Here is a 26,661-nt window from a genome sequence, read left to right as displayed (position 1 = left end):
TTTAGCTTTTTATTTATGAGCGTTTGAAATGGTCTCCAATCAATGAGTTTGTCAATTTGCTCTAGAAACTCATTGCGTGCTCTAGAACTTCTCAATTCGGTAAACACCTCAGTAAATGAGGGTGCATTGTTGCTCGTTTGCTTGAATCCCATAACTATTGTCGCTATAAATCAATACTATATCCTCCCCTTAATTACACAATAAAGATACTAATAATCAATGATATACGCAATAATTTGAGACGGTTTTTCGTGCAACATTCTCATTATAATATTCCATTAAAACAAGGATTAAGACAAAATTTGTTATATTTGTCTGCATCTAATTATTAGTTAACCTATAACGGGTGTGGTAAGTGATAGGGTATGACCTATCATCTCTGCCTTTGATATGAGAAAAGTAGTATTTAAAATCGTTACAGAATGAAGAAATCTATTCTTGCTGCTGGCTGCTTATTGTGTGGGTTGGCAATGCTCGTTGGTAGCTGTACCAAAGAGCGGAGGCTTTTAGAAGAGCCAAGCAATTCGACTGAAGCAAACCAGCGCCCTGACCCTTCTAAGTATGATATACCTGCTGAAGGAGCCGTGCCGGGGCAAGTTTTTATCCGAGTATCTGAAGCTACAGCCAGTAGCTTGCGAGTGACGGGAGGTGGCGATGTAGACCTCCAAGCACTTTCTGTCGAATTATCAGCTACCTTACGATCCATTGATGGAGTGCGTATGCACCGTGTATTCCCTCCTGCAGGTAAGTTTGAGGCCCGCCGACGTGCCGAGGGCTTACACCTCTACTATTATGTACACTTTGATGAGGAGATCCCTTTGCCACAGGCGATGGCCGCTCTTGATCAGGTGCCTGAGGTGGCAATGGTGGAGTTTGTGCCAGTGATACAGCCTATGGGCGATGGTCAGCCCTTTTCCCTTAGGAGTGGGGCGGGGAGTTATCTTGATGTGATACAAACCAATCCTCTCCCCTCTATGGAGCGAAAGAGCGATATGCCCTTTGATGACCCTCTATTACCACAGCAGTGGCACTACAATAATGATGGTACTGTGCCAGGTAGTACGATGGGGGCAGATATCAACCTCTTCAAGGCCTGGAAGATCACTACCGGTACCCCCAATGTGATTGTCAATATCGTTGACACGGGAGTGGATCTTAATCACCCAGACCTTAAAGACAACATATGGGTGAATAGTGCCGAAGCCAATGGTACTCCTGGAGTCGATGATGACAATAATGGCTATGTGGATGATGTGCACGGCTGGTGCTTCGTGACCAATAGTCCTAATATCAAAGGCGAGATGCACGGCACCCATGTGGCGGGCACCGTGGCCGCACGTAATAATAATGGTATTGGCGTATCTGGTGTAGCTGGAGGTAACCATGCCAAAGGTTCTCAGACCGGTGTGCGTCTGATGTCTACTGCGATCCTACGTACTGAGCTTAATGACGAAGGCAAGGAGGTGACCAAGGGTGGTAACCAAGCTGAAGCGATCGTCTATGCTGCTGACAATGGTGCGGTTATTAGTCAAAACTCGTGGGGATGGCCCTCTTATGCCAGTATCAAGACTACTCCCGAGCCTATCAAAAAGGCCATCGCCTACTTCAATAAGTATGCTGGTATAGACAAAGATACCCACACCCAGAGGCCTGAGTCGCCTATGGCAGGCGGTATCATCTTCTTTGCGGCAGGTAATGAACCCAAGGAGTTTACAGCGGTACCCGCTTCGGAGCCAGAGGTGATAGCGGTAGCAGCTTATGGCCCTAGCTATCAGGTGGCTACCTTTAGCACCTATGGCCCTTGGGTAGACATTATGGCACCAGGTGGCGACCTGAAGCGTAATGGTCACCGCGGTGGTGTGATGAGTACGATACCCGCCATTAATGGCTCATATGCCAATGCCTACGACGCCTACGATGGTACCTCTATGGCTTGCCCACATGCCAGCGGTATCGCGGCTTTGGTACTCTCGCATCGTGGCAAGATGGGCTATACCGCCAAGCAGCTGAGGCAAACCATCATGGCCGCTACTACTCCTGTCAATGTAGATAAGCTCAATCCCGACAAGAGTGGCAAACTGGGTATAGGTATGATCGATGCCTATCTGGCGCTCACGTTGGATAATCAAAACAAGGCACCTAAGCAACCGATCATCGATCTCCCACAGCCAGTGGAGCAAGACTACACCTCATTAGTGGTGGAGTGGCTCGTGCCTGAGGATGAGGATGATGGCCAACCAGCCTACTATATACTATTGACCAGTCGCACCGCCTTGACTGCCCAAAACCTATTGGATAAGGGTAAGCTGATTGGTCCTCCCAATAATAAGATAAATGGTAAGGATACCAAGGCAGGCGACCGTATGACCTGGACTATCCCTCTCCTCAAGCCAGGAGAGGAGCATTTCTTTGCCCTTATCGCAGTTGATAGATGGGGCAATAGATCTGAGCCTGTCTTCTTCTCAAGGAAGACCAAGGAGAATAGTGCCCCAGAGATCACCAATATTCCGACTGAGCCACTCAAGGTGGTCAATGCCAGTGGCCCTGCTACCTATGAGCTGATGGTCGAGGAGGTCGATGGCCACTCTTGGAAGGTGGAGTCCGCAGGTACCCTCACCGGTGTGACCCTCTATCAGCGGCAAGATAAGATAGAGGTGGTGCTCCGCTCTGCGTTGCCACAAGGGGAGTATACCTTTACCCTTACGCTTACTGACCAATTGGGTGCGGTAAGTAGCTATGAGATACCTTTTGTGGTGGTAAGAGCCACTAAGCCATTGGTGATCCAAAGCATCCCTGATCAGCTTGTGGGTAAAAGAGAGGAGCCAATTGTCTTTGACCTGACTCAGTTTGTCGACCACAATCCCTACTTACAGCATGAGTATACCGTCCGCTCCATGGATCCTAATACTGCCATTGCTCAGGTAGAGGGTAGCAAGATATCCATCAAAGGGTTGCGACAAGGGCAGACCACCATTAGTGTCAATGTATCCAATGGTTTTTACAGCACCACCATTAACCTACTGGTGAGTGTGATAGAGGATACCGAAGCCGATGTACATGCTATCTGGCCACTGCCAGCCAAGAAGTTTATCAATATATGGCTCAATGCCAAGCATAAACAGGCAGAGGTAGTGATCCGCTCTGAGATGGGTGAGCAGCTTTCCAAGCAAGTATTGACATCCCAAGACGATGGCCAAGGCAATGGCTTTGTGGTACTCGATGTCAACTCCTTGCCTTATGGCACCTATATACTTGAGGTAGTGACAGGTGGCAGACGTACCGAGCAGATATTCCTCAAAATGTAAATCACCCTTCCACACTAACTAATTGATATAAAATGATACAGATATACAATGTAAATAGGAGGGGGTTCGCCCTGCTGGCAGTGCTACTCATAGCCAGCATATGCACTCCTTGGCTACACGCACAGAGTGGTAGAGCATTTACCTTCCTCGATTATCCAACCGACGCCCGTGCCTTAGCTCTAGGGCGTGCCACACTACTCCATAGCCATCAGCACCAGATCTACCTTAATCCCGGAGCCTTTATGGATCAGGATAGGCACTTCTCGGTGGGTGTGACGAGTGATTTCTTTCCACTTCCTGAGAGTAAGGTGGGCGACAAAACCTATTCCACCATCTCATTGGCGGCACGTATACACCCCAATCACGCACTCTTTGCAGGCTTTCGGTTTCACGGCGGTTATGGCTACCGTACCCTCCTCGATCAGTGGGGCAAGCAAGGTAAGTTGGTCACCCCCTTTGACTGGACAGCTGATATAGGCTATGCCATTAGGTTGTCGTACGGGTTGTCTCTATTTGCCACAGGAGGGCTACTCACCACCTACAATGGTCAGCAGGGGACCTATGGAGCCCTCTTCTCACTGGGAGCCAATTGGCAGACTCAGCTTATGCTGGCAGGGAAAGTACAGGAGCTCAATCTCGCCCTACGTCTGGCCGATGTAGGTCCCAAGGTGACCTATCCAAGCAAAGACTCATTTTCGCTCCCTACACGTCTGGAGATGGAGGCAGAGCTGACGGTCGACCTCGATGTAGTACACCAATTGACCCCTGTAGTGGGTGCCAGATACTACTTCCCCAATGACAATTACTCACTCTTCCAAGCCCATATGGGATTGGAGTATCGCTATGCCGGCTTTATCGCCCTACGCTCAGGCTGCCTACTGGGCAGCAATGATAGCCACTGGTGGAGCACGGGTGGGGGTATTACCTATAGAGGTTTTGACCTGCAGATAGGATATGCCAAGCACTTTAAGCTCTCCAAGGCCAATATCTGGAGTGCGACATTGGGATTTAATTTTTAGAGAAATAAGTGATAAAACAATACAAGAGATATAAGAGATGATGAAGACGAGCTTTAAAACAATCGTTAATGTGGTGTGCTCATTGGCCACTGCGATTATGCTAATCAGCATAGTGACAAGCTGTATTCCCGAGGATAAAAGCCCTAACTCAGCCGTAGAGGGCGCCATTACCCTTTCTACCAACGAACTTAAACTGGGAGCTAATGCGATGGATCCTACACCAATGGTGACAGTGACCACCGAATACACTAGTTGGGAACCTACCTCTACTGCTAGCTGGCTCACTGCTACTAGGCAAGCCAATAGCATCATTATCGGCACCAAGCCCAACACTAGTGACGAGGTAAGAGAGGCTGATGTATTGATCATTACTGGCGGGTCTGTGGCCAAAGTACATGTGACCCAAGAGGGTGGCGGTGCCCCAGGTGCAGGCACTCCTACCACACTCACTCTGGATATAGAACCCCTCAATATAGAGGTGCCTACTGAGGGTGATCGTTATCTCGTGAGGGTTGCTACAGAGGATAAGGAGTGGAAGGTAGAGACCAATAAGGAGCATACTTGGGTAGTGGCACGCCAATTTCCTGGCTTCTTTGAGCTCACCGTACATCCTAATGACCAATCTACCGAGCGTACTTCCCAGATCTATGTCACCATGGGCGACGAGAGCAAGAGTATAGAGATCAAGCAAGCGGCTAACCTTGCCAAGGATAAGTATGGTTTGCCTTTCTTTAGTATCTACTTTGACATTAAATCTCTACTGAAGTATGAGGTAGAGGAGCGTGGCGGTACTATGATCAGCTACAAACCAGGTGGTTATACTGTTAATATGAACATGGAGATCACCTGGATCCCAGCAGTGTTGATCTTCTCGCCCACTCAGTCTGAGGTGTTTGATGAGCTCCATTATGAGTACAATAAGCCTTCAGATGCCTTCCGTAGAGCTTGGTTTATCACCAATAAGCGTGAGGAGCTCATGATGGATAAGTTCCTACCATACCTTGAGCAACAAGGTTTTAAGCGCGAGGAGACGGAAATGGATGATAATTTCAACTACTATGCGGTTAAGAAGATAGATGATGCCCTTACAATCGCTGTACAAGTTGAGATTGCTGAAAGTGAGGCAGCCCCTCGTAGCTATGTACGTTTTGCCCCAATCTACACTCAGGTGGAGGATTATGCGACCTACCCCAGCTTCCCTTATGAGGCTAAGGAGACCATAGAGAAGGGTATCAAATTGGCTGATGTAAAGGAGATTATCGCTAAGCAGAAAGGCAATATCGTGCAGCAACGAAAAGTGAGTGAAATTAGTGCCAAAACCTTTGACAAAGAAAAGTATGGAGAGGAGCTCTATGAGGTAACCTCTGAGGTGCCAAGCAGCAGCCATGCCGATATCGTCAATAGGCGTTACCGCTTTGATTGGCGCTATAAAACCGCTACTGAAGACCTCGGTAAGGTATTCCAAGTATGGGAGTACCGCAAAGATGTCAATAAGATGATGTGGCAAAACCCTAACCGTGAGTGGCGACCCACGCGAGAGTTTAGTAAGCTGTTGGTGCAAGAAGGCTTCGAATACGATATGATGGAAACTCTCAAAAGTAAAGGGGCTGGATATGAATATCTCAAGAAAGTAACCTACAAGGGCGAGTCATGTGAGTTCCGCATCTTCTTTGGCGTAGTCAATGATGGGATTGGCAGTGTCGACTACATCAACAACGGCAGCAGAGCTCTCTATGTGATCTTCTACTACAAAAAGGCGAGATGATCACATTCCCAATTTCCTCTTGTAGAGACGCAACATGCTGTGTCTCTACAAGAGGAAATTGGTTGTATAAGCTTTTATAAACGGAGTCGGGATGGGTAACTTGTGATAGAGGCTTGCGACAGATGTGGACGGACACATTGGTATCACCCTTACTTGTTGACCGTAACTACCCCATTTTATATTTACTCAAGTTTCCAAAGTGGTAAGCCGACCCGAAGGGTCGCACTCAGGCAGAGTTGTCGGCGACCATATTCCATTAAAACAAGGATAAGCACTGTATATTCAGTGTATTATGGTAAGTGTATGAGTTTATTTATTAGTAGAATTTGTGCTATTGTCACCAACTAATAGGTACGTTTGTAATGTTGTCGATAACAGAAGTAACCTATATTGTCGGTATTATTATGGATTTGATTCTAAACACGTTCGGCACCTCTCTAAGCCGAGATAATGAGGCTTTTGTAGTTCATCATAAAGATGGCAACCAAAGGCTACCAGTGGATGGTATCAGCGCTATTCATATCAGTCGTGGTGCTCAGATAACCAGTGATGCAGTGCTTTTGGCCATAGAGCATGAGATAGCGGTGCTTTTTATGGACAGGCAGGGTCATCCTATAGGTCGGGTGTGGAGCAATAAGTATGGGTCAATATCTACTATTCGTAAAGGGCAACTCAACTTTACCTTCTCTCCTGATGCCATCACGTGGATCAAGGGTGTCATAGAAAAGAAGATGGAGCATCAGCAAGCGCTTATCTTGGCTATGAGGGTACAGGACTCTGCCATACAGAAGATGGTAGATCGTGCAATACGTAAGATTGTAGACTACCAGACCAAGGTGAATGCACTTAATGGAGACGTTATTTCAGATATTGCCCCTAACCTTAGGGGATGGGAGGGGCAAGCATCCAAGATATACTTTCAGACACTCAACCTATTTATTCCAGAGCATCTTCGCTTTGCCCAACGTTCGCAGCATCCTGCGCTTGATGTGGTCAATGCTATGCTCAACTATGGATATGGTATCCTCTATGGTAAGGTGGAGGGGGCACTTATTCGAGCTGGTATAGATCCATACGTGGGGGTATTCCACAGAGATGATTACAATCGACCTGTGCTTGTATATGATGTGATAGAGATTTATAGGGTATGGGTCGAATACGTGGTGATGACTTTGGTGTCTCAGCACGATATTACTGATGAGTTTTACTCGGTGAAGGCCGATGGATCATATTGGCTCGAGGGATTGGGGCGAAGGATAGTGGTGCAATCACTTAATGACTACCTTGATGAAGTGGTACTAATTAATGGGCTTCAGAGGAGTAGGGAGCAGCATATTATCCTCTATGCACAGAACCTAGCACAGGTATTTAAGAAGCATCAATAACTCTCCACAAGTCTTTTGAATTATTATGCTACATGCAGGAAGTCACATAGCTACTTCGGGTGACCCTCTCTCCAAGGTGCCACTAGACTATCTTTACCACTCTATCAAGAATCCAAAGCCTCATATCCTCAATAGAATAAAGCAACTAAGAGCAGTACGAAACATAGATCCTAAGCAATATTCTCTCCTTAAGCGAGATCTTCCGTATATAGTCTGTGGGGCATTTAATCCAGCAGTTAGGCGCACCGAGAACTTTGCTTTTACTTCATACTTTATTATTGACATTGACCACGTGGCAGAGAAGGGGCTTGAACTTACTGCCTTACGAGAAAAGATAGAGGCGGATAGCCGTGTACTCCTATCTTTTGTCTCCCCTAGTGCAGATGGGCTGAAACTACTTTTCCACCTTTCTGAACGGTGCTACGATGCTGGCGTCTTTTCTCTCTTCTATAAGCTCTTTGTAAGAGACTTTTCTATTCAATATGGTCTAGACCAGGTAGTGGATAGTAAAACAAGTGATGTCACACGTGCTTGTTTTATTAGTTATGACCCAGAAGTCTACTATAATCCTGAGGCCACACCTGTGGATCTGGGGGCTCTTGTAGACAGTCGGAATCCCTATATGATGTTTGGGGAGAAGAAGAGGCTGGAAGAGGCTGAGAAATGTAGAGAAGAGGAGCAGGAAAAGAGTGCTACACCCAAGGGAGATGTAGACCAAGAGGTGATGCAACGTATCAAAGAGATTTTAGGGAAAGTACCACCTAAGCCGGATAAGCCAGCTCCTTATGTGCCAGAGCAATTAAATATGATTATGACCGAGCTTTCTACCTATATCACTGAGACAGGACTGATAGTAGACGAGGTGATAAATATTAGTTATGGCAAGAAGATTCGTGCCAGTGTTGGAACAAATAAGGCGGAGATAAATCTTTTCTTCGGTAAGCGGGGGTACTCTGTGGTGCAATCTCCACGTACTGGGACATCTGCCGAGCTTAATGAAGCTCTAGCCAAAATGGTGGAGAGCTTTGTTTACAATCGCATATAGGCTAGGGTATTGTTTTGTAAACTGAGGTCTTCTATGGGAACTTAGATATGGGAAGCAATAAGAAAAAACAGGAGGAGTTGAGTTTCCCTGAACGAATGAGGAAGTTCAGACGTGCTGGACTTACACCTCCAGTCACGCCTAATAGACCAAAAGCGAACTTGGAGGGGCTCAGTACTATTACTGAGCGTGTAGAGGTGATTTTTGATATTGTAAAGAGAGATAATAGACCTGCAAATTATATGTTGTTTTTTGTAATGTACGATATTGAGAGCAATAAGGTGCGCACCCAAGTGGCAAAGTACCTACTTAAAGAGGGGTGTTTACGGGTACAGAAGTCTATATTTTTGGCAGACCTTCCTATTGCGAAGTACGATAAAATACGAAGTGAACTGGCTGAAGTACAAGCCTGTTATGACAATGAGGATAGCATCCTCATTGTCCCTATATCTACAGACTACCTGCAAGCGATGAAGGTTATCGGTGCTGCAATTGACGTGGATCTAATACTAAAGAGGAAAAATACACTCTTTTTCTAGTAAAAAGCATACAGGTACCCTCATTGGTCTATTGTACGAAATAGTAAATCATGGTGTTGCGCACAGTCTTGTCTTGCCTTAGCCCGATATCTGGGCTTTTCAAAGGTCGTAAAAAAGTGGTAACTTCGCAGGGAATTTATTGGAGTTATAGTATGGAGAATATTAGGAGGTATGAGCGGGAAGATCTCGCACGTGCACTAGAGGTATTGGAGCAGGGTGGGCTCATCCTTTACCCTACCGATACGATATGGGGTATTGGCTGTGATGCTACTAATCCCGAGGCGGTAAAAAAAGTATTTGAGCTTAAGCATAGGGAGGACGCTAAGACGCTAATCAGTATTGTGGATACCCCAGCAAAGTTGATCGGACTGATGAAGGAGGTGCCTTTCATAGCGTATGAACTCCTAGATGCTACCACTACTCCACTCACTATCATCTATCCCAAGGTGCACGGATTGGCACCAAATCTTTTGGCTGAGGATGGTAGTGCAGGTATTAGGGTAGTAAGTGATGAACCCTTTTGCCGTGATATGTGCCTGAGGTTTAAGCGCCCTATAGTGAGTACCTCTGCCAATATCTCTGGAGCACCCTCTCCTACGTGCTTCGCTGATATTTCTGATGAGATACTTGGCGGTGTAGATTATGTGGTACAGCACAGACAAGACGACACGAGTAAGGGCAAGGCTTCTAGCATTATTAAACTAGAGGCAGATGGTTCATTTAAGCTAATTCGATGACACAGGGGCAAGGTATATTGACAACGGAGGAGACTAAGGGCAAGAGAATCTTACGCCGTTTTTTGGAATGGAGAGAAGCGAGGATTCCCGAACAGTTCTTTATCCTTATCCTAGCATTCGTAGTAGGTGTACTCTGTTCGGTAGCTGCTGCGCTCCTCAAAAAAGCCATCCACCTGATTGCCGACTATGGTACCCGGCTTTTTACTGTGGATGATCTTTATATCGGTTATCTATTTACTCCGGTGATAGGTGTATTGATCACCTATCTCTTTGTGAAGTATATAGTGAAGGACGATATCAGCCATGGTGTTACAAAGATACTCTATGCCCTGAGCCAGCGCAAGAGCCGCCTCAAGCCCCATAATATGTGGAGCTCTATTGTGGCATCATCTATCACTATCGGTATGGGTGGTTCGGTAGGAGCGGAGTCGCCAATAGTGATGACTGGTTCGGCTATTGGTAGCAATATAGGTAGGTTCTTCCATCTCGAACATAAAAACCTCATGCTGCTCCTTGGCTGTGGTGCTGCTGGCGCAGTGGCAGGTATATTCAAAGCCCCTATCACAGGGCTTATCTTTGTGATCGAGGTCTTGCTCATGGATCTTACGCTTACCTCTGTGATGCCATTGCTTATCTCTTCGGTTACTGCCGCATCTATCTCTTACCTCATCTTTGGTACTGAAGCGCAGTTCGCCTATACCGCCACAGAGGCTTTCGATATGAGTCGTATGCCTTGGGTGATTGTATTGGGGATACTCTGTGGGCTTAGCGGACTCTATTTTACCAAGATATCATTCGGATTAGAGCGTAAGCTCAAGGGTATGGGCAATTATTGGCAGAGGCTGATTGTATGTGCTCTTATCCTCAGTTCGCTTATCTTCCTCCTGCCTCCGCTGTATGGTGAGGGTTATATCACCATCAGTTCCTTGATAGGGAGTGATCCGGGCGAGATTATGAAGGGGTCACTATTTGAGCGACTCGAAGGAGAGTTCTGGGTATTCCCGCTCTTCCTCCTCCTTGCCATATTCACCAAGGTATTTGCCACCGTTGCTACCAATGCCGGAGGTGGTGCTGGTGGCGTCTTTGCACCTAGTCTCTTCGTAGGTGCATTGGTAGGCTTTAGCTTCAGTTATCTGATGAATAGCCTTGGGCTCTCAGTGCATCTACCACAGGATAACTTCGCACTCATGGGAATGGCTGGAGTAATGGCTGGAGTGATGCATGCGCCACTTACGGGTACGTTCCTTATAGCAGAGCTAACGGGTGGTTATAATCTCTTCTTGCCCCTACTAGTGGTCTCTACCACAGCCTATGGTACGATTAGGCTCTTTCTTCCTCATAGTATCTATTCGCTTCGACTGGCCGAGCAAGGCAAGCTCCTTACCCACAATAAGGATAAGGCAGTGATGACCCTCATGCAAGTAGATCACGTACTGGAGAATGACTTCAGTATCCTATCACCAAGTATGACACTGGGCGATACCGTAAGGATATTCGGTGAGAGCAAACGCAATATCTTCCCTGTAGTGAATGAGAAAGGGCGTATGGTAGGCGTGGTATTGCTGGATAATATCCGTAATATTATGTTCCGTCCTGAGCTCTACGATCGCTTCAAGGTGGAGACCTTTATGGTATCTCCAGCCGCTAGGGTGGTCAATACGATGAGTATGGACGAGATAATGACGACTTTCGACGATACTGGAGTGTGGAATCTTCCTGTGGAGGACGAAGAGGGAAGGTACTTAGGTTTTGTCTCAAAGTCGATGATATTTAATCAATATCGTTCGGTACTGAATGAGAACTTTGGAGGGGATTGAGCTTATGAAGATAGTATACTTTGGTACGCCCGACTTCGCTAGTTATATTCTAGAATATCTAGTGGCAAAGGGCAATGATATAGTGGGAGTAGTTACCGCTCCCGATAAACCTGCAGGCCGTGGGCATAAGCTCCGCCCTTCGGCAGTAAAGGAAGTGGCTCTAAGGGTATTGCCCGAGGTGCCACTCTTACAGCCTGAGAGCCTCAAGGATGAGGCATTCTTGGCTCAGCTAGAGGCGCTCCAAGCAGATCTATTTATAGTGATTGCCTTCAGGATGTTGCCTAAAGAGGTGTGGGGCATGCCTAAGCAAGGGACTTTCAATCTACACGCATCACTACTGCCACAGTACCGTGGCGCTGCGCCTATCCAGCATGCTATTCTCAATGACGATGCGAAGACAGGCGTCACTACCTTCCTCCTCAATGAGGGGGTAGACCAAGGCAAGATACTGATGCAAGAGGAGATAGAGATAGCTACCGATGAGACTGGTGGATCGCTCCATGATAAGCTGATGCAGCTCGGCGCTGAGGTATCCTACAAGACGGTGCGAGGTCTTGCCGAGGGCACTATCACGCCTCGCCCACAAGCAAGTGATGAGGGGATAAAGTACGCCACAAAGATATTCAAGGAGGACCGTCTATTGAGCTTCCAGTATAGTTCCGCAAGGCAGTTAGAGCTAAGGGTACGTGCTATGAGCCCTTATCCCACGGCTATAGCAGTGATGGGAGATGAAGAAATCAAGGTATTCAATGCTCGGGAAGTTCCTTCCCTTGGAGCTAAATCACCAGGCACTTCGGTGGTTACAGATAGTACCCTTATGGTGCAGTGCCAAGAAGGGGCTTTGGAATTATTGGAAGTACAATTCCCCAATAAGCGCCGTACTACAGTGCGCGACTACCTGCTGGGGAATAAAATAGAGGATGGAGTAATATTTAAGTAGCTAAGCAGTATGGGGAAGTTATTAGGCAATATCATTTGGTGGCTCTTTGGCGGCATTGCTACTGCCCTTGAGTATTTCAGTGCGGGACTCGTACTATGTGTAACGATCATCGGTATACCGCTTGGGCTACAGCTCTTCAAGCTAGGCCTTGTGATGCTCTTCCCTTTCGGGAGTAAGGTATCAGGTGCGAGCACCAACCCTATCGGTGTTATTGGTAATGTGCTTTGGGCACTTCTTGCAGGTATCTGGATTGCGCTTACCCATATCCTAATAGGAGTAATACTCTTTATTACCATCATAGGAATTCCTTGGGGACAAAAGCACTTCAAGTTTGCCAAAGTAGCCTTTGCTCCCTTTGGTAGAGAGGTAGAGATTCTAGCTTGATGAGTGAGAGAAAGGCAATAGGAGTTTTCGACTCTGGTTACGGAGGGCTTACGGTATTGAGTGAGCTCCAACGCATTCTGCCTCAGTACGATTACTTGTATCTGGGGGATAATGCCCGCGCACCATACGGTTCGCACTCCTTTGAGCTTATCTATAAGTATACACGGCAAGGGGTCAACTATCTGTTTTCCCAAGGGTGTCCGCTTGTTATCCTTGCTTGTAATACCGCTTCGGCAAGAGCCCTTCGGCAGATACAGATGTGCGACCTACCCAATAGCAGCGACCCTACTCGGCGTGTGTTAGGCGTTATCCGACCCACAGTGGAGTACCTTGGACAGCAGTCTGCCAATGGTCACATGGAGGTCGGGCTTGTAGCTACCGAAGCTACGGTAGCAAGCAACTCCTATCAGATAGAGACGGAGAAATATGCGCCTAATGTCCACCTCGTCCAGAAGGCGACCCCACTTTGGGCAGCCCTTGTAGAGAGAGGCGAGATAGGCGATAATCCTGGGGTCAATTACTTTGTACAGCGAGATCTAGCAGCATTACAACAGATGTCGCCCGATATGCAAGCCCTAGTGCTGGCATGTACCCACTATCCTATGCTTCTCCCTCGTATTCATCAAGCTCTTCCAGAACATATCCAAGTGATACCCCAAGGGGCAATCGTGGCTCATTCGCTCCAAGACTATCTACAACGCCATCCAGAGATGGATAGACGGCTTAGTAAAAATGGTGCTACCACCTATTGTACTACTGAGAACGACCAACGCTTTGCTACCATGGCGGATTACTTCATGCCCAACCACGTCAATAGCGAAGTGGTTAATCACGTCTCCCTCAGCGACTACTAAAATAGCTATTCCCAAACGTAGCTAACGCTGTCCAAATAAACATCCGTAATACATCCCCTTTCTTTGTAATAGCTAATGCGCATGCTGTGGCTTGCGGTATCGGGCAAATTTATTCCTAGGAATAAATTTATCTTTCTGTACAAATAAAAATATTTATCTCTAGGAATAAAAATGTTTATTCCTAGAGATAAATTTCGCTGCTCAGGCGAGCCGTGATTAGTCCTCGCTAGAGTAGCAGTCGGGTAAAGGCTAATGGGCCTTCGTCCTCAGGGGTGACCGTTAGCACGCTGAAGTCTTTGCTGACCACAAAGGGTGCCTTTTCATCTTTGTAGACTAGAGCTCCTTGGAAGTCCTTGTAGTGGTACTCGTATTGTGCTTCATCCTTGTAGGATTTTGTAGTATCCATCACATACTTGTAGTCTATCACTTCGGTCACCGCATCATTCGTATTGAATGTGAGTGTCCAAGTAATGATACAGACGAGTTTGCCGTCAGCCCCTTTTTCTCTCTCTATGTGTTGCCAGCTTGTACCCGTAAGGGAGCTTCCTACAGGTTTATCTCCATTACAGCTCAAGAGCCCAATTGCCAGCATTGCGGAGGTCAGTAGGAATAAAATACTTTTCTTCATATTTGTTCGTTATTCGTTTGAATGGTTAGTGAAATATTACCGGCTCACACTAGTTCTATACGGGGTAAGACTAGGAAGTGAGTAGTAGGATAATTTGTAGCGAGGTAGGTACGAAGGTATTCGCGGCTATCCTCGGTGACGATAGGGTCGTAGGTGAGTCCCTCGTTGTATACCACAAGAGGAATCTCTAGCCCTCGACTAGCGATAGCTTCGAGGCCAAGGAGGGTATGATTGATACTACCGAGCTGTGCTGTGGTCACGAGAATCACAGGGAGCTTCTGCTCGGCTACATACTCTAGGGTAAGTTGGTCTCGGGTGATAGGCACCATAAGCCCTCCAGCTCCCTCGAGGAGTACCTTTTCGTACTTCCCAATAAGCTGTGCTGTAGACTGGGTCGCGAGCGAAATATCTACCGTAGTACCCTCTAGTTCGGCAGCGATATGTGGCGAAGCGGGTTTGGCATATAGGATAGGGTGGGTTGTATGGTCGATATCCTCGGGTAGTAGTTCACGCCCCTCTATTTTACGGTGCGTGAGGATGTCATCGCTCATCTCGATACAACCTGTCTGCACCAGTTTTTGGGTAATTACATTGACCCCCTCTGATAGTAACTGTCGACTGAGCCAGCCGGTGGCAATGCTCTTGCCAGCATCGGTATCTATCCCTGATACGAAGTGTACGGGTGTCGTAAGTATTTCTGATAGTTTCATCGTTTTGCTATTATGATAAGTGGTTTGTACGTTAAGGTTAGGGGGGCGCTGTCGGATAGACCACGCTCCTCACGCATTAGCCTTTCCAGCTGTTGGAGTCGGAGTGGCGTCCAAGAGCCCTCTACCTGCTGGGTAAAGGCATTGGCGCCTGTAGCCTTGATGTGTTTGAGAAGCGCAAGTAGGTGGGGAAACTTTAGCTGTCGGCTACTACCCCGTATCGTTATTTGCTCGTAGCCAAGTCCCTCTAGCTGAGTGCTTATCTCCTGGTGTGTAGGATAGTGCAACGATTGAGGTAGTATCGACTGTAGTTCCCAGAAGTGTCCCTGAGCAAAGATTGAGGCCGCCACAATGGCTCCCTCATGGGTGTATTGTAGCCCCTTTCGGAAGTAGTGGGTCATATTGTCCCACCACTGTATAGAGCAATTGGAGATGACGAGGTCTTGATGCTCTACCCAGGGAATACGCTCTGCATCTCCGAGGAGGAAGTTGAAGTCCTGTGCTAGCCGTTCCTGTACCACTTGCCGAGCTTCAGGCACAATATCATTGAGGGTAAGGCTGGTGATACCCTTGCCGTATTGTTGCGCTATCAAGCTGGAGAGGAAGCCAGTACCACACCCAAGCTCTAATACCCTATGAGGGGCGAAGCCTGGTTGAGCTTCTTGGATGAGGTCTAGCATCTCTGCCGCCACCAACTGCTGCACAGTAGCTTCTTGGTCGTAGGTGATGAGTGCCTTGGAGAAGCGATTGAGGACTATGGTTTTATCTATATTCATAGTCGGAAGATCTGATCCCAGCTTTGATACTCCATAAGAGGGTAGTGTCCCAGTCCCTCTAGGAGATGAATGGGGATATGGTACCGCTCCCAGTAAGCTATTTGATTAGTGGTAGGTACCACGAGGTCTTTCGTCCCGACTATTGATTCACTCCAAGCGAGTCTAGGCGGAGTATTGTCGGGCAGATCCTTCACTAGGAGGTAGGCGCTGTCCAGCTCTTCTTTGAGATCTTCGGTACTACGAGCTGCGAAGGTATTGAAGACAGCTAGGAGCTTCTTACCCCCACACATGCGGCGATTGAATCGCTCTCTATTGTCATCGTCCAATCCCTTCATCGTGCCATGGAAGGTCTCATTGGGGATGCCGTACTGGTCGTTCATGGGGAGAGGGGTACCATTGATGGCAATTGCCTTAGTGGGCTTGGGTAGATGCTCGGCTAGGGTATCTAGCGCCCATACTCCCATGCTCCAAGCTGCCATATACACCTCTTTGTATTCCCCTAGGGGTGGGAGCTCTTGGGGCGAAACGGTACGAAAATCATAGGCTGTAAGGTAGTCGCACCCCTCAGGTAGCTGTAGGTGTGCTGCTACTTCGGGGGTTGTCCCCCAGCCAGTAAAGAATATGAGTAGGCGGTCGTTGCCTTCTTGATGTATTAAATTTGTCTGCATAAGTTAGCTATTTTGGTGACCTCTGTTTCGCTCATGGCTGCGGTGAGAGATATTCTTAGGCGCTCGCTGCCCACAGGGACAGTGGGTTTGCGAATAGGACGGATGTAGAGTCCATGGCTGAGAAATAGCTCTGCTGCCCTTTGTACCTGCTCCTCCCCTGGTACTATCAGGGGGATAATCTGGCTCTCAAAATGGGTGTCGAGCTGTTGATTGAGTTGCTGGATGAGTGCTTTGAGGTGTGCTCTTCGGCTATCCATTTGTGCTACTTGCTCAAATACATATTGGCTCCACGCCACCTGTATAGGTGGTAGAGCGGTGGAGAATATCAGTGGTCTTGCTCGGCTTACGAGGAGGTGGCGGAGGGTGTCGCTCTGGATAGAGTAAGCGCCGACCGACCCTAGGGCTTTTCCGAGAGTGCCGACCAATAGGTCGACCTTTGGGAGAAGCCCCAATTGGCTGGCATATCCGAGACCACCCTCTCCGTATACACCTACGGCATGAGCCTCGTCTACATAGAGGTGAAGGTGAGGGTACTCCTTCTTGAGTGCTGCTATGTCTTGGAGTGGAGCAAAGTCGCCATCCATGCTGAATAGGCTTTCGGTAACTACCCAGATGGTCTGGTAGTCGTGGGCATAGCGGCTCAGTAGCTTACGTAGATGCTCTAGGTCGTTGTGCCGATACCGCTGGAAGGGAGCGCCCGCAAGCCGTAGCCCATCAATGATACTGGCGTGTACCAGTTTGTCGGCTATAAATAGGGTATTGGGAAGGGCGAGAACCGGGATAATGCCGCTATTGGCATGGTAGCCACTGTCCCACAAAAGCGCACTCTCGGAGCGGTAGAGCCCACTAAGGTAGTGCTCGAAGTGCGAAAAGGGGCGGTCGTTGCCCGTAAGGAGGCGCGATGATGCACTGGAGGGGCGGAAGTCGTTGCCCTGCTCCTCTAGGAATCTTTGCCAAAGAGGAACATCTAGTAGCCCAAGGTAGTCGTTGCTATTAAGGTTGAGGTACCATTGCCCTGCCAATTCTACCTCCTTTCCTCTGAGGGAAAGCTCGGGGATAGTGCGGTAGGTGCCCTCGGTCTGACACTGCTGGAGTGCTTCTAAGTACCTATCCATGGATAACGTTGATGAGTCCTTCAATCAGTTGGTGTAGTGCCTCGTCGGTAATAGCTAGGAAAGGCGGCATCAGGTAGACCAGTTTGCCAAATGGGCGCACCCATATTCCTTGGGCGACGAACTTGGGGATAAGGGTTGCCATATCTACTGGTTCCTTCATCTCCACTACGCCAATGGCACCGAGTATGCGCACTTCGGCAACCGAAGGGTGCCGCTCCAGCGGAGCAAGACCTTCGCGAAGCTGTGCCTCTATCTCCTTTACTCGACCTTGCCAATCACGGGAGAGGAGTAGCTCTATTGACCTTTTCGCCACGGCACAAGCCAAAGGATTGCCCATGAAGGTAGGTCCGTGCATGAAGCACCCTGCCACTCCTCTACAGATAGTATCGGCAATGGACTTGGTGGTAGCGACCACCGAGAGGGTCATGTATCCGCCTGTAAGACTCTTCCCTAGGCAGATAATATCGGGGAGGATAGCGGAGTGGTACGTGGCGAGTAGCTGACCGGTTCGCCCAAAGCCCGTGGCTATCTCGTCGAAGATAAGGAGGCAGTGGTGCTCATTGGCGAGTCTACGCAGTTGGTTGAGGTACTCAGCGTGGTAGAAGTACATACCTCCAGCACCTTGTACAATAGGCTCTACGATGATTGCGGCTATCTCCTCGCCATGCTTGCGGAGTAGATCTGCCATTGGTTCTAGGTCATTGGCGTGCCATTCGCCGCCAAACCGACTGCGGGGCTGAGGTACAAAATACTGCACCGGTAGCGTACCCGAGAAGTAGCTGTGCATGCTCGTATCGGGATCGCATACCGACATTGCGTGCCAAGTATCGCCATGGTAGCCACTTCGGATAGATACAAAGTGCTTTTTGGCTCTACGTTCTAGCGACTGCTGGTACTGTATCGCCATCTTGAGAGCTACCTCTACTGCTACCGAACCGCTATCGGCATAAAACAATTGGTCTATACCCTCTGGGAGTATCTTCTCCACCAATAGCCGACCTAGCTCTACGGCAGGGCGGTGGGTTAGTCCCCCAAACATCACGTGCGACATTTGCTCCGCCTGATTGGTGAGGGCTTGATTAAGCTCGGGTACATTGTAGCCATGGAGGGCTGCCCACCATGAGCTCATTCCATCGATAAGCTGAGTGCCATCCTCCAGTGTGATAGTGTACCCTTCGGCTTTGGCTACAGGGTATACTGCTAGAGGGTCTATTGTGGAGGTGTATGGGTGCCACAAGTGGTTTCTATCCCACTGTAAAAGTTCTTCTGTATTCATTTCCAGTCGGTAGCTTTAGTGGTGTCGTAATCGGCTTCGGCGAAGAGTAGCATATCACGTTCGGCAATAGAGGCAGTGGTGGTCAGTAGTCCACCAGTAATGGCTGCGTTGATACCGATGTAGAGTGCTTGCTTCTGGACTTCCGTACTCAGTAAAGCACGCCCTCCACTGAAGCGCAAGAAAGCAGTCGGGTTAGCTATTCTAAAGATACAGATAGCCAATAGTACCTCCTCCGCCGATAGGTGCTCCTCATGCTCGAGCGGTGTACCAGGCATCGGATGTAGTATATTGATAGGGATACTCTCTATGCCCAAAGCGGCGAGATATAGGGCGAACTCTGCCCTCTGCTCACGCGACTCTCCCATGCCGATAATACCACCGCTACAGCGCCGCATACCTACCGCCTGTGCGTCGCGTAGGGTCTGCTCTTTCTGCGCCTGCGTATGAGTGGAGCAGAGGTTAGGGAAATGGCTTGGTGCACTCTCCATATTGCAGTGATAGGTTGTGCACCCCGCCTCCCTTAGTTCCCTGAGTGTCTCTCGGGAGGCTAGCCCCAAGGAGGCGCAGAGCTGTAGACCAGTCTCCTCTCTTAGCCTGCGGTACATAGGCGCATAGGTAGATACCTCTTTTTCTGAAGGGCGTTTGCCGCTAGCTACTAGGCTGTAGCGCTTGATGCCCACACGCTCATTGTGCTTAGCGAGTGCCAATACCTCCTCCTCGGGAAGTATTGGATAGGTTTCGCAATTGGTAGCAAAGTGCCCACTCTGAGTGCACCAATGGCAGTCCTCGCTACACTGTCCGCTCTTTACGTTGATGATAGAGCAAGTATCGAAACCATTACCCGAGAGCTCCCTCGTGATACGATGACAAGCCTTGAATAGCTCCTCTCGTGGTGTCTGCTCTACAATTTGGAGCAGCTCAGTCACGGAAGTAATTCTTTCTCCCCCTATTATTCTATCTGCAATATTCATGTGTAAAAGTAAAAAGGTGTGCCTAGGCATACATGAGCCTAGGCACACCTAAGTGTTAGGGTGTCTGAATAGGTGAAGCCGTTGCTACTACTTCGGATGCCGTGGGAGCTATCATGAGCTCCTCCAGTAGGTCTGGTGGGACGGCATCCAAGGCGTCTTCGCTCTCGATAGTTTCGACCACCATCCTCCGCCCTACGAGAAGGGCACGGAGGGCATTGGCGCACTTGAGGGCGATTCGCTCAAGCACATTGGCACGTAGTTGCCCTATATTCACGACCATCTTTATAGAGTGAAAAGAGGCAGCAGCGTTTCTGCTCCAGCGAGTGAAGCGGAAAGCCTTTCTTTGTCCCAATAGCGTGTGCTTGTGCATCACCTATCCAAGTTATTTAATCTAAGTGATTACTTGGTGACCTTCTCAAGCCACTTCACCATAGAGAGCATAACTCCCATGGAGATGAGACAGAAGCCAGCAAATACCGCCCAAGTCATCCATTGTTCTGGGAAGCGATTTAGCATAGTCACTCCCAAGGCAATAAATAAGTTGCCTATCGCTGTCGCAGTCAGCCACAAGCCTTGGCAAATACCTTGCAGGTGCTTTGGAGAAATCTTGGAAACAAATGACACTCCGAGAGGAGATATGAACAACTCAGCAGAAGTCAAGAAGAAGTAGGTAACGATAAGAACCCATGGGCTGGCCTTCATCGCATCGCGCACATTTACATCCCAAGAAACGAATTCTTTTGCAGATGGGTATTCAAATATCATTGCTACAATCATCAGAAAGATGTAAGCTGAAGCTGCCACAAACATACCAATAGCAATCTTCCTAGGAGTGCTAATTTCTTTACCTCGTTTGGCTAACCTTCCAAAGAACCACATAATAAGTGGCGTAAGAAGGATTACAAAACCAGGATTAATAGCCTGCCATATCTCTGGAGCTACATTCTTGGTGTTGACAAAGTCTCTAGCAAATACAGATAACGACTGACCGTTTTGGTGGAAAGAGAACCAGAAGAATACTGCGACACCCAATACTGCAAACAGAGCATATAATCTTTGCTTTATTTCTGTCGCTTGGGCTATTTTCTCTTCTGGAGTGTATTCAACTACAACTTTCTTGTCCTTCTTCACAGGAGTAGGAAGAGTCTTCTTATTCATCAAGAAGATAACCAACGAGAGCAACATCGCAATTACAGATGCTACAAACGAATAGTGAACACCTGTATTGAACACCTCTAAGTAGCTTTGGCAAAAATCTGCTATTTGATCTGCCGCAATTGGCTGTGGGTTAATTTGGACTTTAGAGATAAGCTCAGTTAGATTGCTCATATCTGTAGATGTCATCTCTGCTGCATTCCCAATATATTTATGGCAAAGTGCAGGAAGATCAGAATTGTAGGTAAAACCATTTCTCCCGAGCCACCAGCTACGTAGTGTAGGTGCGATGAAAGGTGCAATCAACCCCCCTATATTGATAAATACATAAAAGATTTGGAAGCCTGCATCACGCTTGTCTTTTGCTATCTTCAAAGCAGCTTCGTCCTTTTTCGCAGCTTCTGCCTCGAAGTTATCGTACATCTGTCCGATGATTGCCTGAAGGTTCCCTTTGAATAAACCATTACCAGCAGCAATGATAAGCAAAGTAAAGCAAGTAAAAGGCAATAACCAACCAATATTAGCTGATGTTGATAATATAGGAATAGAGAGCAATCCATAACCAACTGCCATCACGATTAGTCCAGATATGATGGTTCCTTTGTAGTTCTGTGTCCTATCAGCAATGATACCACCAGGCAAACTTAATACGTAAATTAAGAAATAGAAAACAGCATAAATCCAGCCAGAGATTTCATCACTGATACCGAACTTAGAAGATAAGAACAACAGTAAAACTGCATTCATAATGTAGTAGCCGAAGCGTTCTCCCATGTTGCTGAGAGCAGCCGCCACCAATCCTTTAGGATGTTCTTTAAACATGTTGTAAGCTTTTGTTTGTAAGTTAATATTTGAGTTAAATTAATTGTCTATTACTGGTGGATTTCTCGTACCTCCTTGAGCCCTCCATTGCTGGGATAAAACTCTACGGACGTATTTTTACCCTTAGTGGTAAAGAGTACCATATCTAGAGCCTCAAGGCTACCAAGCTGGGCTACCGGTATCTCCTTAGATACCATACGCTCGCCACGGAAAGTCACAGTCGCCCTTACTAGTCCAGGGACACGGTAGGTGATACCTTTCTCCAAGCGCTTTTGGAGCTTGCTTTGCTCCCGCTCCTCTAGCTGAGGGGCTTGCTCTATAATCTCTAGGTCGAGATAGATAGGTTCGCCCCTAAGGTCGTCGTGAGTGAGGAGCCCCAACTGCTCTGAGAAGCGAGCCACCACACGGTGCCCCTCCTCGGTAGCCGATAGATTGGCGACCACCTCCACGCCCTCAGCGCTCTGCCTAATACCATTGAATAGCCCCATGAAAGCCCGCTCCCTCTGATCCAGTCGTTCCACAGCGATCTTAAGTGCCTCGCCATCGGCAAAAGGCTGCTCCGACTCACCGCTAATGACCAAGTTGCGACTCTCTCGGGTGCGGTATATCTCATCGGCAAGGATCTGTGCCTTTGCCGCTATCGTTGTAGCCTGGATATACTCAGGGGGTAGCATACGAGACGAGAGGTCGTCGGTACGCCCAATCATTGGCTTCTTCGTTTCAGGAAGCTGTACTACGTCAGTGGTATTTACATTGACACCTATCAGTATGCCCTCTTTAGTGAGAGAGACATCCGTGGCTGTGCTGTTTTTCTTGAAGTCGATAGAGTACCTTTGATCGGGATCAGCTACACCATAAGCCCCAAGGTTTAGTCCCTTAAGCTGATAATATGTAGCAGGCTCTATGATAGCATCCCGACTACCGAGGAAGCGCTCGGCATAGAGCGATAGCTCTCCGGGTTGCTCTATCACTTTCTCTAGCTCTACCTGTAAGTAGAGATGGGTAAGCGGCAGGGCATACACGACCCTATTGTCGTTGAGTGCGGCAACACTGTATCGCTCTACTCTCTGGGCAGCACTGCCACTCCAGAGAACAAGCGACACGATAACAGCCGCTAAAATCCTATTTATCCTCATCATACTTGATCCCGAAATACAGATTACCGACAAATATAACAAAAACTTACTAGTTAGAATCTATTAACTCAGCTAGAATCAGCCTAAATATGAGGTTGGCGCAATAATGATGGACTCCGCCAAGCTGTAGGCGAAGATGGTAGCCACGGTAATAGTCGTGGCAAAAAGCGCTCACTAGAGCATGCGTTTTGGCTCGCGCAAGGAGCAAAATTTATTCCTAGGAATAAATTTATTTTTCTGTACAAATAAAAATATTTATCTCTAGGAATAAATATTTTTATTCCTAGGAATAAGTTTGCCGGATATGGCAGTTCACATTCAGTAAGTGCCGATATCCAATTGGAGCAGTATCTATTGGATCATGAAGTTCTCTTGTGAGAGCTAAAAATGTGTATCCACTTATCTTTGTTTCCTTAGGTGTTTAGCACCAGCTGAAGGGATATATAGGTAATAATGCGTACGGAGATATAATTGAATTCATTTGCAGTGCGGAAAAATCGTATCTTTGTAATATACATTGTGTAGTATACTTAACAATCAACGGTACAGTCTGATGAACTTGAAGAGAATCTTATATCTCATTTATGTCGTATTGGTCGCCTTGCCAATCTTTGTGGTGCTCACGATACTCACAGCTGTGATATCAGCACTTGGCAGTATTGCTGGTGCGGAGCGAATATTTGGTTATTGGCCAGGTAGGATATGGAGTAAGCTAACGTTATGGGTTCTGCTTATTCCTGTAAAGGTGATAGGAAGGGAGTATCTCCCTAAGGATCGTCCTACTGTGGTGGCGCCCAACCATACGAGTGCTATGGATATATTTCTCCTCTATGGATATGCTGGCGTGCGGTTTAAGTGGGTGATGAAGGGTTCGCTCAGAAATATCCCTTTCGTGGGGTGGGCGTGCGAAAAGATTGGCTTTATATTTGTGGATAATACGCCTTCGGGCGCTAAGCGTGTGGTGGAGGACTGCGAGAAGGCTATTGAGAATGGGTACCATATCTTTATGTTTCCAGAAGGGAGCAGAACGCTCACTGGGCGATTGGATAGACTGAGAAAGGGGGCTTTCAAGGTGGCTATGGAGACTGGCGTGCCTATAGTGCCTGCCAAGATCAAGGGCGGTTTTGAGATCTTAAAACGTGGTACTTGGGATCTGCATTGGGGACGACTGAGCCTACAATTCTTCCCTCCTATTGAGACCGATAAGGGAAAAACAATAGAGGAGCTGATGCAAGAGGTAAGGAGCAGATTGGAGTAACGCCTCTCTTCCCTAAAAAGTAGTGTACCGATAGCCTTCCAGTGAGGGGCTATCGGTACACTACTTTTGGGGAGGAGCGAGGGAAAGCGCGCTACCTCCTACGACGGAGAAGCCTCTGTCGGTTTCTCCTTGCCATCTCTTCTCTTAGGTGAGTATCAAGGTCGGTAGGACTGCCTACGATATACTTCATGTAGAGCGTATAGAAGATCATGGTGAGGGGGAGGGCGAAGAGCATGCCGAGGAAGCCAAAGATAGCACCCCACACTGTAAGGGATAGCATGATAGCGATAGGGTGGATGCCGAGGCTCTGCCCCTGGATGGTTGGGGTGAGAATAAAGGACTGTATCACTTCACTAATAATCACCACTATTGAGGCAAAGAGGAGGAGGAGGAAAAAGTTTTCGCCTGTAGCTACCGCCTGTAGCCCTACTAGGAGTACTAGTGGGATATAGCCTAGGATCTGTAAGTAGGGAATCATATTGAGCAACCCTATAAATAGCCCAAGCGTGATACCCATTGGCAACCCTATAATGGCGAAACCAATGGCTAGGATAACGCCACAGATGAGCGAAATCAAGGCTTGTCCGCGGAAATAAGTATTGACAAAGTAGCCAATGATATCGCCAGTTTCTTGCATGACAGGGCGAGCGCTCTCAGGGAGCATATCGATAAATCCTTGTCGTACTTTATCGTAATCGATGAGCATAAATACGAAGTAGAAGAGGAAGATAAAGATGACCATAGCTCCTGAGATGGCTGTAAATGTACCTTGCAATAGTCCCCAACCCCTACTGAATATGCCTTCGATAGAGGTGACTAGCTCTTGGATATTGACACTGTAGGCAAGAGCTTCTAGCTTAGCGAGGAGTTCGCTCTTGCTTCTAACCCCTTCGGGGAGCAAACCGATAAGGTAGGCTCCGATATTATACTCCTGAAGCATGACCCAACCACGGTTGATCTCCTTGGTGATACTAGGGATAAGGATGGCGAGCACACCAATAAGCACGCCAAGGGTGAGTAATAGCACGAGCGTTACAGCTAGCCAACGGGGTTTTACCTTGAGCTTGGTCTGAAACCACTTCACTAGTGGCAACATAAGGTATGCAAGAAGCCAAGCCAGCACAAATGGTGCGAGGAAATTGGCAAGATAGGCTGTGGCAAATAGTAGGGCACCCACAAGTAATAGCACGAAGATTATTCTTGCTACCCTATCGAAGGTAAAGGGTTGTTGGAAAAACTCCTCAATCTTTCTTGGTTTCATACTTTTAATATTTGTACAGAGGACTATACACCTCAATTTGTTTATATTTGTAGCAAAGATAAATATTTATGATGAAAGGAAATGATGTTTTGAAGGGGATTGGATTATTTTGTCTACTTCTTATAGGAACTAGTGTATCGGCACAAGCTATCTACACACCATCTGAGCCAGCGGGATTGGAGCGCTCTTTTTGGTCGCTCTCTATTCAAGATGCAGAGACAGGGGAGGTACTCGTGGGGATTAGGGATCACCATTTGATGACACCCGCTAGCACGATGAAGCTGGTGAGCACTGCTACGCTATGGAGCCAGAAGGGCGGCGCAGGTAGAATACCTACGGAGATTAGGACGAATGGGAGGCTTGAGAATGGCAAGGTGGAAGGGGATATATATATTGTGGGTCAAGGAGACCCCTCTATTGGTTCACGCTATTTTTGGAATAGAGATCAGGATGTTTTCTTTAAGCAGGTGGCGCAAGGGCTAAAGGCAAAGGGAATCACTGAGATTTCGGGAGATGTGATAGCGATTGTGCCTAGGAGCGATTTTCAGGCTAATAATCCGAAATGGCTGGCTTACGATATGGGCAATGCTTATGCTGCAGGGTTATGGGAGCTCAATGCTTATGACAATAGTTATTCAATCCACTTTACGGAGAACGGACGGGGCTTTTCGGTGGAACCAGAAATACCTGAACTGAAGCTCACCAAAATGTATGACATTACGAGCACTCGGAGGAGAGACTCTATCTATATTAGCCCATTTGTATTGCCTGATGGGAGTTACCCTATCACAGGGGCTTACCCTGCCAATGTAGCCAAGCTACAGGTGCGAGGGGCTATGCCTAATCCTCCATTATTTAGAGCTTGCTGAATATGCCTTAACCACCTACTATTCAAGCAATTGAAGTATTATTTTCTTTGCTATATTGATGATTATTGGTATATTGTAGTGTTAAAAAGAAACGCAATAGCAGTTATTGAGAATATGAGGAAGGTGTTTTCAAGCATTGGGAGGTTGCCCCTTTTTATTGGGGATGGTAATTTGTCGGAGTCTCTCGATAAGAGCAATAGGTGGTATCAGCTGGCGGAAAAGTTGCCGTGGG

General features: G+C 47.6%; 24 protein-coding genes. 13 read left to right on the top strand and 11 right to left on the bottom strand.

All coding sequences use genetic code 11. From position 1 onward, the window contains the following. Positions 1 to 422 precede the first annotated feature (422 nt). The 11 genes from A3GG_RS11990 to murI all read left to right on the top strand — a co-directional run bounded on the left by A3GG_RS11990 (position 423) and on the right by murI (position 13,787). A complete protein-coding gene (locus A3GG_RS11990; protein ID WP_018358427.1) occupies positions 423 to 3,305 on the top strand; it encodes a S8 family serine peptidase in 2,883 nt (960 codons plus the stop codon). A 32-nt stretch (positions 3,306 to 3,337) separates the two neighbouring features. After that, positions 3,338 to 4,324: a PorV/PorQ family protein gene (locus A3GG_RS0106055; RefSeq protein ID WP_018358426.1), complete on the top strand. Its 987-nt coding sequence runs from the start codon at positions 3,338 to 3,340 to the stop codon at positions 4,322 to 4,324. A 37-nt stretch (positions 4,325 to 4,361) separates the two neighbouring features. Beyond that, complete coding sequence (locus A3GG_RS0106050; RefSeq protein WP_026215672.1) at positions 4,362 to 6,089, top strand: BACON domain-containing protein; 1,728 nt, start codon at positions 4,362 to 4,364, stop codon at positions 6,087 to 6,089. Positions 6,090 to 6,493: 404 nt separating this feature from the next. Continuing rightward, positions 6,494 to 7,474, top strand: a complete 981-nt coding sequence (cas1, locus tag A3GG_RS0106045) for a CRISPR-associated endonuclease Cas1 (RefSeq protein WP_033408493.1) — start codon at positions 6,494 to 6,496, stop codon at positions 7,472 to 7,474. A 25-nt stretch (positions 7,475 to 7,499) separates the two neighbouring features. Then, positions 7,500 to 8,519 (top strand): CRISPR-associated primase-polymerase type B, encoded by a 1,020-nt coding sequence (locus A3GG_RS0106040; RefSeq protein WP_018358423.1) that lies wholly within the window; start codon positions 7,500 to 7,502, stop codon positions 8,517 to 8,519. A 47-nt stretch (positions 8,520 to 8,566) separates the two neighbouring features. Beyond that, positions 8,567 to 9,055 carry a CRISPR-associated endonuclease Cas2 gene (gene cas2 / locus A3GG_RS0106035; RefSeq protein ID WP_018358422.1) on the top strand — a complete coding sequence of 163 codons (489 nt, stop codon included), beginning with the start codon at positions 8,567 to 8,569 and terminating at the stop codon, positions 9,053 to 9,055. Positions 9,056 to 9,207: 152 nt separating this feature from the next. Beyond that, positions 9,208 to 9,792 (top strand): L-threonylcarbamoyladenylate synthase, encoded by a 585-nt coding sequence (locus A3GG_RS0106030; RefSeq protein ID WP_018358421.1) that lies wholly within the window; start codon positions 9,208 to 9,210, stop codon positions 9,790 to 9,792. Further along, positions 9,789 to 11,609, top strand: coding sequence for a chloride channel protein (locus A3GG_RS0106025; RefSeq protein ID WP_018358420.1), 1,821 nt, complete (start codon positions 9,789 to 9,791; stop codon positions 11,607 to 11,609). Before A3GG_RS0106030 ends, A3GG_RS0106025 begins: the two co-directional genes overlap by 4 nt. Positions 11,610 to 11,613: 4 nt before the next feature. Beyond that, entirely contained in the window at positions 11,614 to 12,549 is a 936-nt protein-coding gene (gene fmt, locus A3GG_RS0106020) for a methionyl-tRNA formyltransferase (RefSeq protein WP_248637659.1), read from the top strand. Between the two features lie 9 nt (positions 12,550 to 12,558). Continuing rightward, positions 12,559 to 12,933, top strand: a complete 375-nt coding sequence (locus tag A3GG_RS0106015) for a YccF domain-containing protein (RefSeq protein WP_018358418.1) — start codon at positions 12,559 to 12,561, stop codon at positions 12,931 to 12,933. Continuing rightward, positions 12,933 to 13,787 carry a glutamate racemase gene (murI, locus tag A3GG_RS0106010; protein ID WP_018358417.1) on the top strand — a complete coding sequence of 285 codons (855 nt, stop codon included), beginning with the start codon at positions 12,933 to 12,935 and terminating at the stop codon, positions 13,785 to 13,787. Before A3GG_RS0106015 ends, murI begins: the two co-directional genes overlap by 1 nt. Before the next feature lie 226 nt (positions 13,788 to 14,013). On the opposite strand, the gene A3GG_RS0106005 is transcribed toward murI, so the two are convergent. From A3GG_RS0106005 to A3GG_RS0105960, 10 genes are read right to left on the bottom strand one after another with little or no spacing between them, the layout of a single operon-like run. Further along, positions 14,014 to 14,415 (bottom strand): hypothetical protein, encoded by a 402-nt coding sequence (locus A3GG_RS0106005; RefSeq protein ID WP_018358416.1) that lies wholly within the window; start codon positions 14,413 to 14,415, stop codon positions 14,014 to 14,016. A gap of 44 nt (positions 14,416 to 14,459) precedes the next feature. Continuing rightward, complete coding sequence (gene bioD / locus A3GG_RS0106000) at positions 14,460 to 15,125, bottom strand: dethiobiotin synthase (RefSeq protein ID WP_018358415.1); 666 nt, start codon at positions 15,123 to 15,125, stop codon at positions 14,460 to 14,462. Beyond that, a complete protein-coding gene (locus A3GG_RS0105995; protein WP_018358414.1) occupies positions 15,122 to 15,898 on the bottom strand; it encodes a methyltransferase domain-containing protein in 777 nt (258 codons plus the stop codon). Before A3GG_RS0105995 ends, bioD begins: the two co-directional genes overlap by 4 nt. Beyond that, the gene (locus A3GG_RS0105990; RefSeq protein WP_018358413.1) at positions 15,895 to 16,566 is read right to left on the bottom strand and encodes a DUF452 family protein; all 672 of its coding nucleotides are present in this window, start codon (positions 16,564 to 16,566) and stop codon (positions 15,895 to 15,897) included. The genes A3GG_RS0105995 and A3GG_RS0105990 overlap by 4 nt, the downstream gene beginning before the upstream one ends. After that, complete coding sequence (locus A3GG_RS0105985; RefSeq protein ID WP_018358412.1) at positions 16,551 to 17,681, bottom strand: aminotransferase class I/II-fold pyridoxal phosphate-dependent enzyme; 1,131 nt, start codon at positions 17,679 to 17,681, stop codon at positions 16,551 to 16,553. The genes A3GG_RS0105990 and A3GG_RS0105985 overlap by 16 nt, the downstream gene beginning before the upstream one ends. Then, the gene (gene bioA, locus A3GG_RS0105980; RefSeq protein ID WP_018358411.1) at positions 17,674 to 18,957 is read right to left on the bottom strand and encodes an adenosylmethionine--8-amino-7-oxononanoate transaminase; all 1,284 of its coding nucleotides are present in this window, start codon (positions 18,955 to 18,957) and stop codon (positions 17,674 to 17,676) included. The genes A3GG_RS0105985 and bioA overlap by 8 nt, the downstream gene beginning before the upstream one ends. Then, positions 18,954 to 19,928, bottom strand: coding sequence for a biotin synthase BioB (bioB, locus tag A3GG_RS0105975; RefSeq protein WP_018358410.1), 975 nt, complete (start codon positions 19,926 to 19,928; stop codon positions 18,954 to 18,956). Before bioB ends, bioA begins: the two co-directional genes overlap by 4 nt. A 55-nt stretch (positions 19,929 to 19,983) precedes the next feature. Beyond that, the gene (locus A3GG_RS11985; protein ID WP_156808691.1) at positions 19,984 to 20,301 is read right to left on the bottom strand and encodes a hypothetical protein; all 318 of its coding nucleotides are present in this window, start codon (positions 20,299 to 20,301) and stop codon (positions 19,984 to 19,986) included. A gap of 26 nt (positions 20,302 to 20,327) precedes the next feature. After that, the gene (locus tag A3GG_RS0105965; RefSeq protein ID WP_018358408.1) at positions 20,328 to 21,905 is read right to left on the bottom strand and encodes a peptide MFS transporter; all 1,578 of its coding nucleotides are present in this window, start codon (positions 21,903 to 21,905) and stop codon (positions 20,328 to 20,330) included. 50 nt (positions 21,906 to 21,955) lie between these two features. Beyond that, complete coding sequence (locus A3GG_RS0105960; protein WP_018358407.1) at positions 21,956 to 23,044, bottom strand: DUF4831 family protein; 1,089 nt, start codon at positions 23,042 to 23,044, stop codon at positions 21,956 to 21,958. A 550-nt stretch (positions 23,045 to 23,594) separates the two neighbouring features. On the opposite strand from A3GG_RS0105960, the gene A3GG_RS0105955 reads away from it, so the two are divergent. After that, complete coding sequence (locus A3GG_RS0105955; protein ID WP_018358406.1) at positions 23,595 to 24,299, top strand: lysophospholipid acyltransferase family protein; 705 nt, start codon at positions 23,595 to 23,597, stop codon at positions 24,297 to 24,299. A gap of 91 nt (positions 24,300 to 24,390) precedes the next feature. On the opposite strand, the gene A3GG_RS0105950 is transcribed toward A3GG_RS0105955, so the two are convergent. Continuing rightward, on the bottom strand, positions 24,391 to 25,560 hold the full coding sequence (locus tag A3GG_RS0105950; protein WP_018358405.1) for an AI-2E family transporter: 1,170 nt from the start codon (positions 25,558 to 25,560) through the stop codon (positions 24,391 to 24,393). Positions 25,561 to 25,628: 68 nt separating this feature from the next. Here A3GG_RS0105950 and A3GG_RS0105945 point away from each other — a divergent pair, with 68 nt between their 5' ends. After that, positions 25,629 to 26,429, top strand: a complete 801-nt coding sequence (locus A3GG_RS0105945; protein WP_018358404.1) for a D-alanyl-D-alanine carboxypeptidase — start codon at positions 25,629 to 25,631, stop codon at positions 26,427 to 26,429. Positions 26,430 to 26,661 lie beyond the last annotated feature (232 nt).

The sequence above is a fragment of the Porphyromonas levii DSM 23370 genome (assembly GCF_000379925.1).
Lineage (GTDB): Bacteria > Bacteroidota > Bacteroidia > Bacteroidales > Porphyromonadaceae > Porphyromonas_A > Porphyromonas_A levii.
Note: the sequence above shows the minus strand (reverse complement) of the source record. Positions and strands in the feature narration are given on the sequence as shown.

Bases quoted from the DNA above. Each gene is read 5' to 3' on its own strand.
- A3GG_RS11990 (WP_018358427.1), top strand. From the start codon at position 423: ATGAAGAAATCTATTCTTGCTGCTGGCTGCTTATTGTGTGGGTTGGCA.
- A3GG_RS0106055 (WP_018358426.1), top strand. From the start codon at position 3,338: ATGATACAGATATACAATGTAAATAGGAGGGGGTTCGCCCTGCTGGCA.
- A3GG_RS0106050 (WP_026215672.1), top strand. From the start codon at position 4,362: ATGATGAAGACGAGCTTTAAAACAATCGTTAATGTGGTGTGCTCATTG.
- cas1 (WP_033408493.1), top strand. From the start codon at position 6,494: ATGGATTTGATTCTAAACACGTTCGGCACCTCTCTAAGCCGAGATAAT.
- A3GG_RS0106040 (WP_018358423.1), top strand. From the start codon at position 7,500: ATGCTACATGCAGGAAGTCACATAGCTACTTCGGGTGACCCTCTCTCC.
- cas2 (WP_018358422.1), top strand. From the start codon at position 8,567: ATGGGAAGCAATAAGAAAAAACAGGAGGAGTTGAGTTTCCCTGAACGA.
- A3GG_RS0106030 (WP_018358421.1), top strand. From the start codon at position 9,208: ATGGAGAATATTAGGAGGTATGAGCGGGAAGATCTCGCACGTGCACTA.
- A3GG_RS0106025 (WP_018358420.1), top strand. From the start codon at position 9,789: ATGACACAGGGGCAAGGTATATTGACAACGGAGGAGACTAAGGGCAAG.
- fmt (WP_248637659.1), top strand. From the start codon at position 11,614: ATGAAGATAGTATACTTTGGTACGCCCGACTTCGCTAGTTATATTCTA.
- A3GG_RS0106015 (WP_018358418.1), top strand. From the start codon at position 12,559: ATGGGGAAGTTATTAGGCAATATCATTTGGTGGCTCTTTGGCGGCATT.
- murI (WP_018358417.1), top strand. From the start codon at position 12,933: ATGAGTGAGAGAAAGGCAATAGGAGTTTTCGACTCTGGTTACGGAGGG.
- A3GG_RS0106005 (WP_018358416.1), bottom strand. From the start codon at position 14,415: ATGAAGAAAAGTATTTTATTCCTACTGACCTCCGCAATGCTGGCAATT.
- bioD (WP_018358415.1), bottom strand. From the start codon at position 15,125: ATGAAACTATCAGAAATACTTACGACACCCGTACACTTCGTATCAGGG.
- A3GG_RS0105995 (WP_018358414.1), bottom strand. From the start codon at position 15,898: ATGAATATAGATAAAACCATAGTCCTCAATCGCTTCTCCAAGGCACTC.
- A3GG_RS0105990 (WP_018358413.1), bottom strand. From the start codon at position 16,566: ATGCAGACAAATTTAATACATCAAGAAGGCAACGACCGCCTACTCATA.
- A3GG_RS0105985 (WP_018358412.1), bottom strand. From the start codon at position 17,681: ATGGATAGGTACTTAGAAGCACTCCAGCAGTGTCAGACCGAGGGCACC.
- bioA (WP_018358411.1), bottom strand. From the start codon at position 18,957: ATGAATACAGAAGAACTTTTACAGTGGGATAGAAACCACTTGTGGCAC.
- bioB (WP_018358410.1), bottom strand. From the start codon at position 19,928: ATGAATATTGCAGATAGAATAATAGGGGGAGAAAGAATTACTTCCGTG.
- A3GG_RS0105965 (WP_018358408.1), bottom strand. From the start codon at position 21,905: ATGTTTAAAGAACATCCTAAAGGATTGGTGGCGGCTGCTCTCAGCAAC.
- A3GG_RS0105960 (WP_018358407.1), bottom strand. From the start codon at position 23,044: ATGATGAGGATAAATAGGATTTTAGCGGCTGTTATCGTGTCGCTTGTT.
- A3GG_RS0105955 (WP_018358406.1), top strand. From the start codon at position 23,595: ATGAACTTGAAGAGAATCTTATATCTCATTTATGTCGTATTGGTCGCC.
- A3GG_RS0105950 (WP_018358405.1), bottom strand. From the start codon at position 25,560: ATGAAACCAAGAAAGATTGAGGAGTTTTTCCAACAACCCTTTACCTTC.
- A3GG_RS0105945 (WP_018358404.1), top strand. From the start codon at position 25,629: ATGATGAAAGGAAATGATGTTTTGAAGGGGATTGGATTATTTTGTCTA.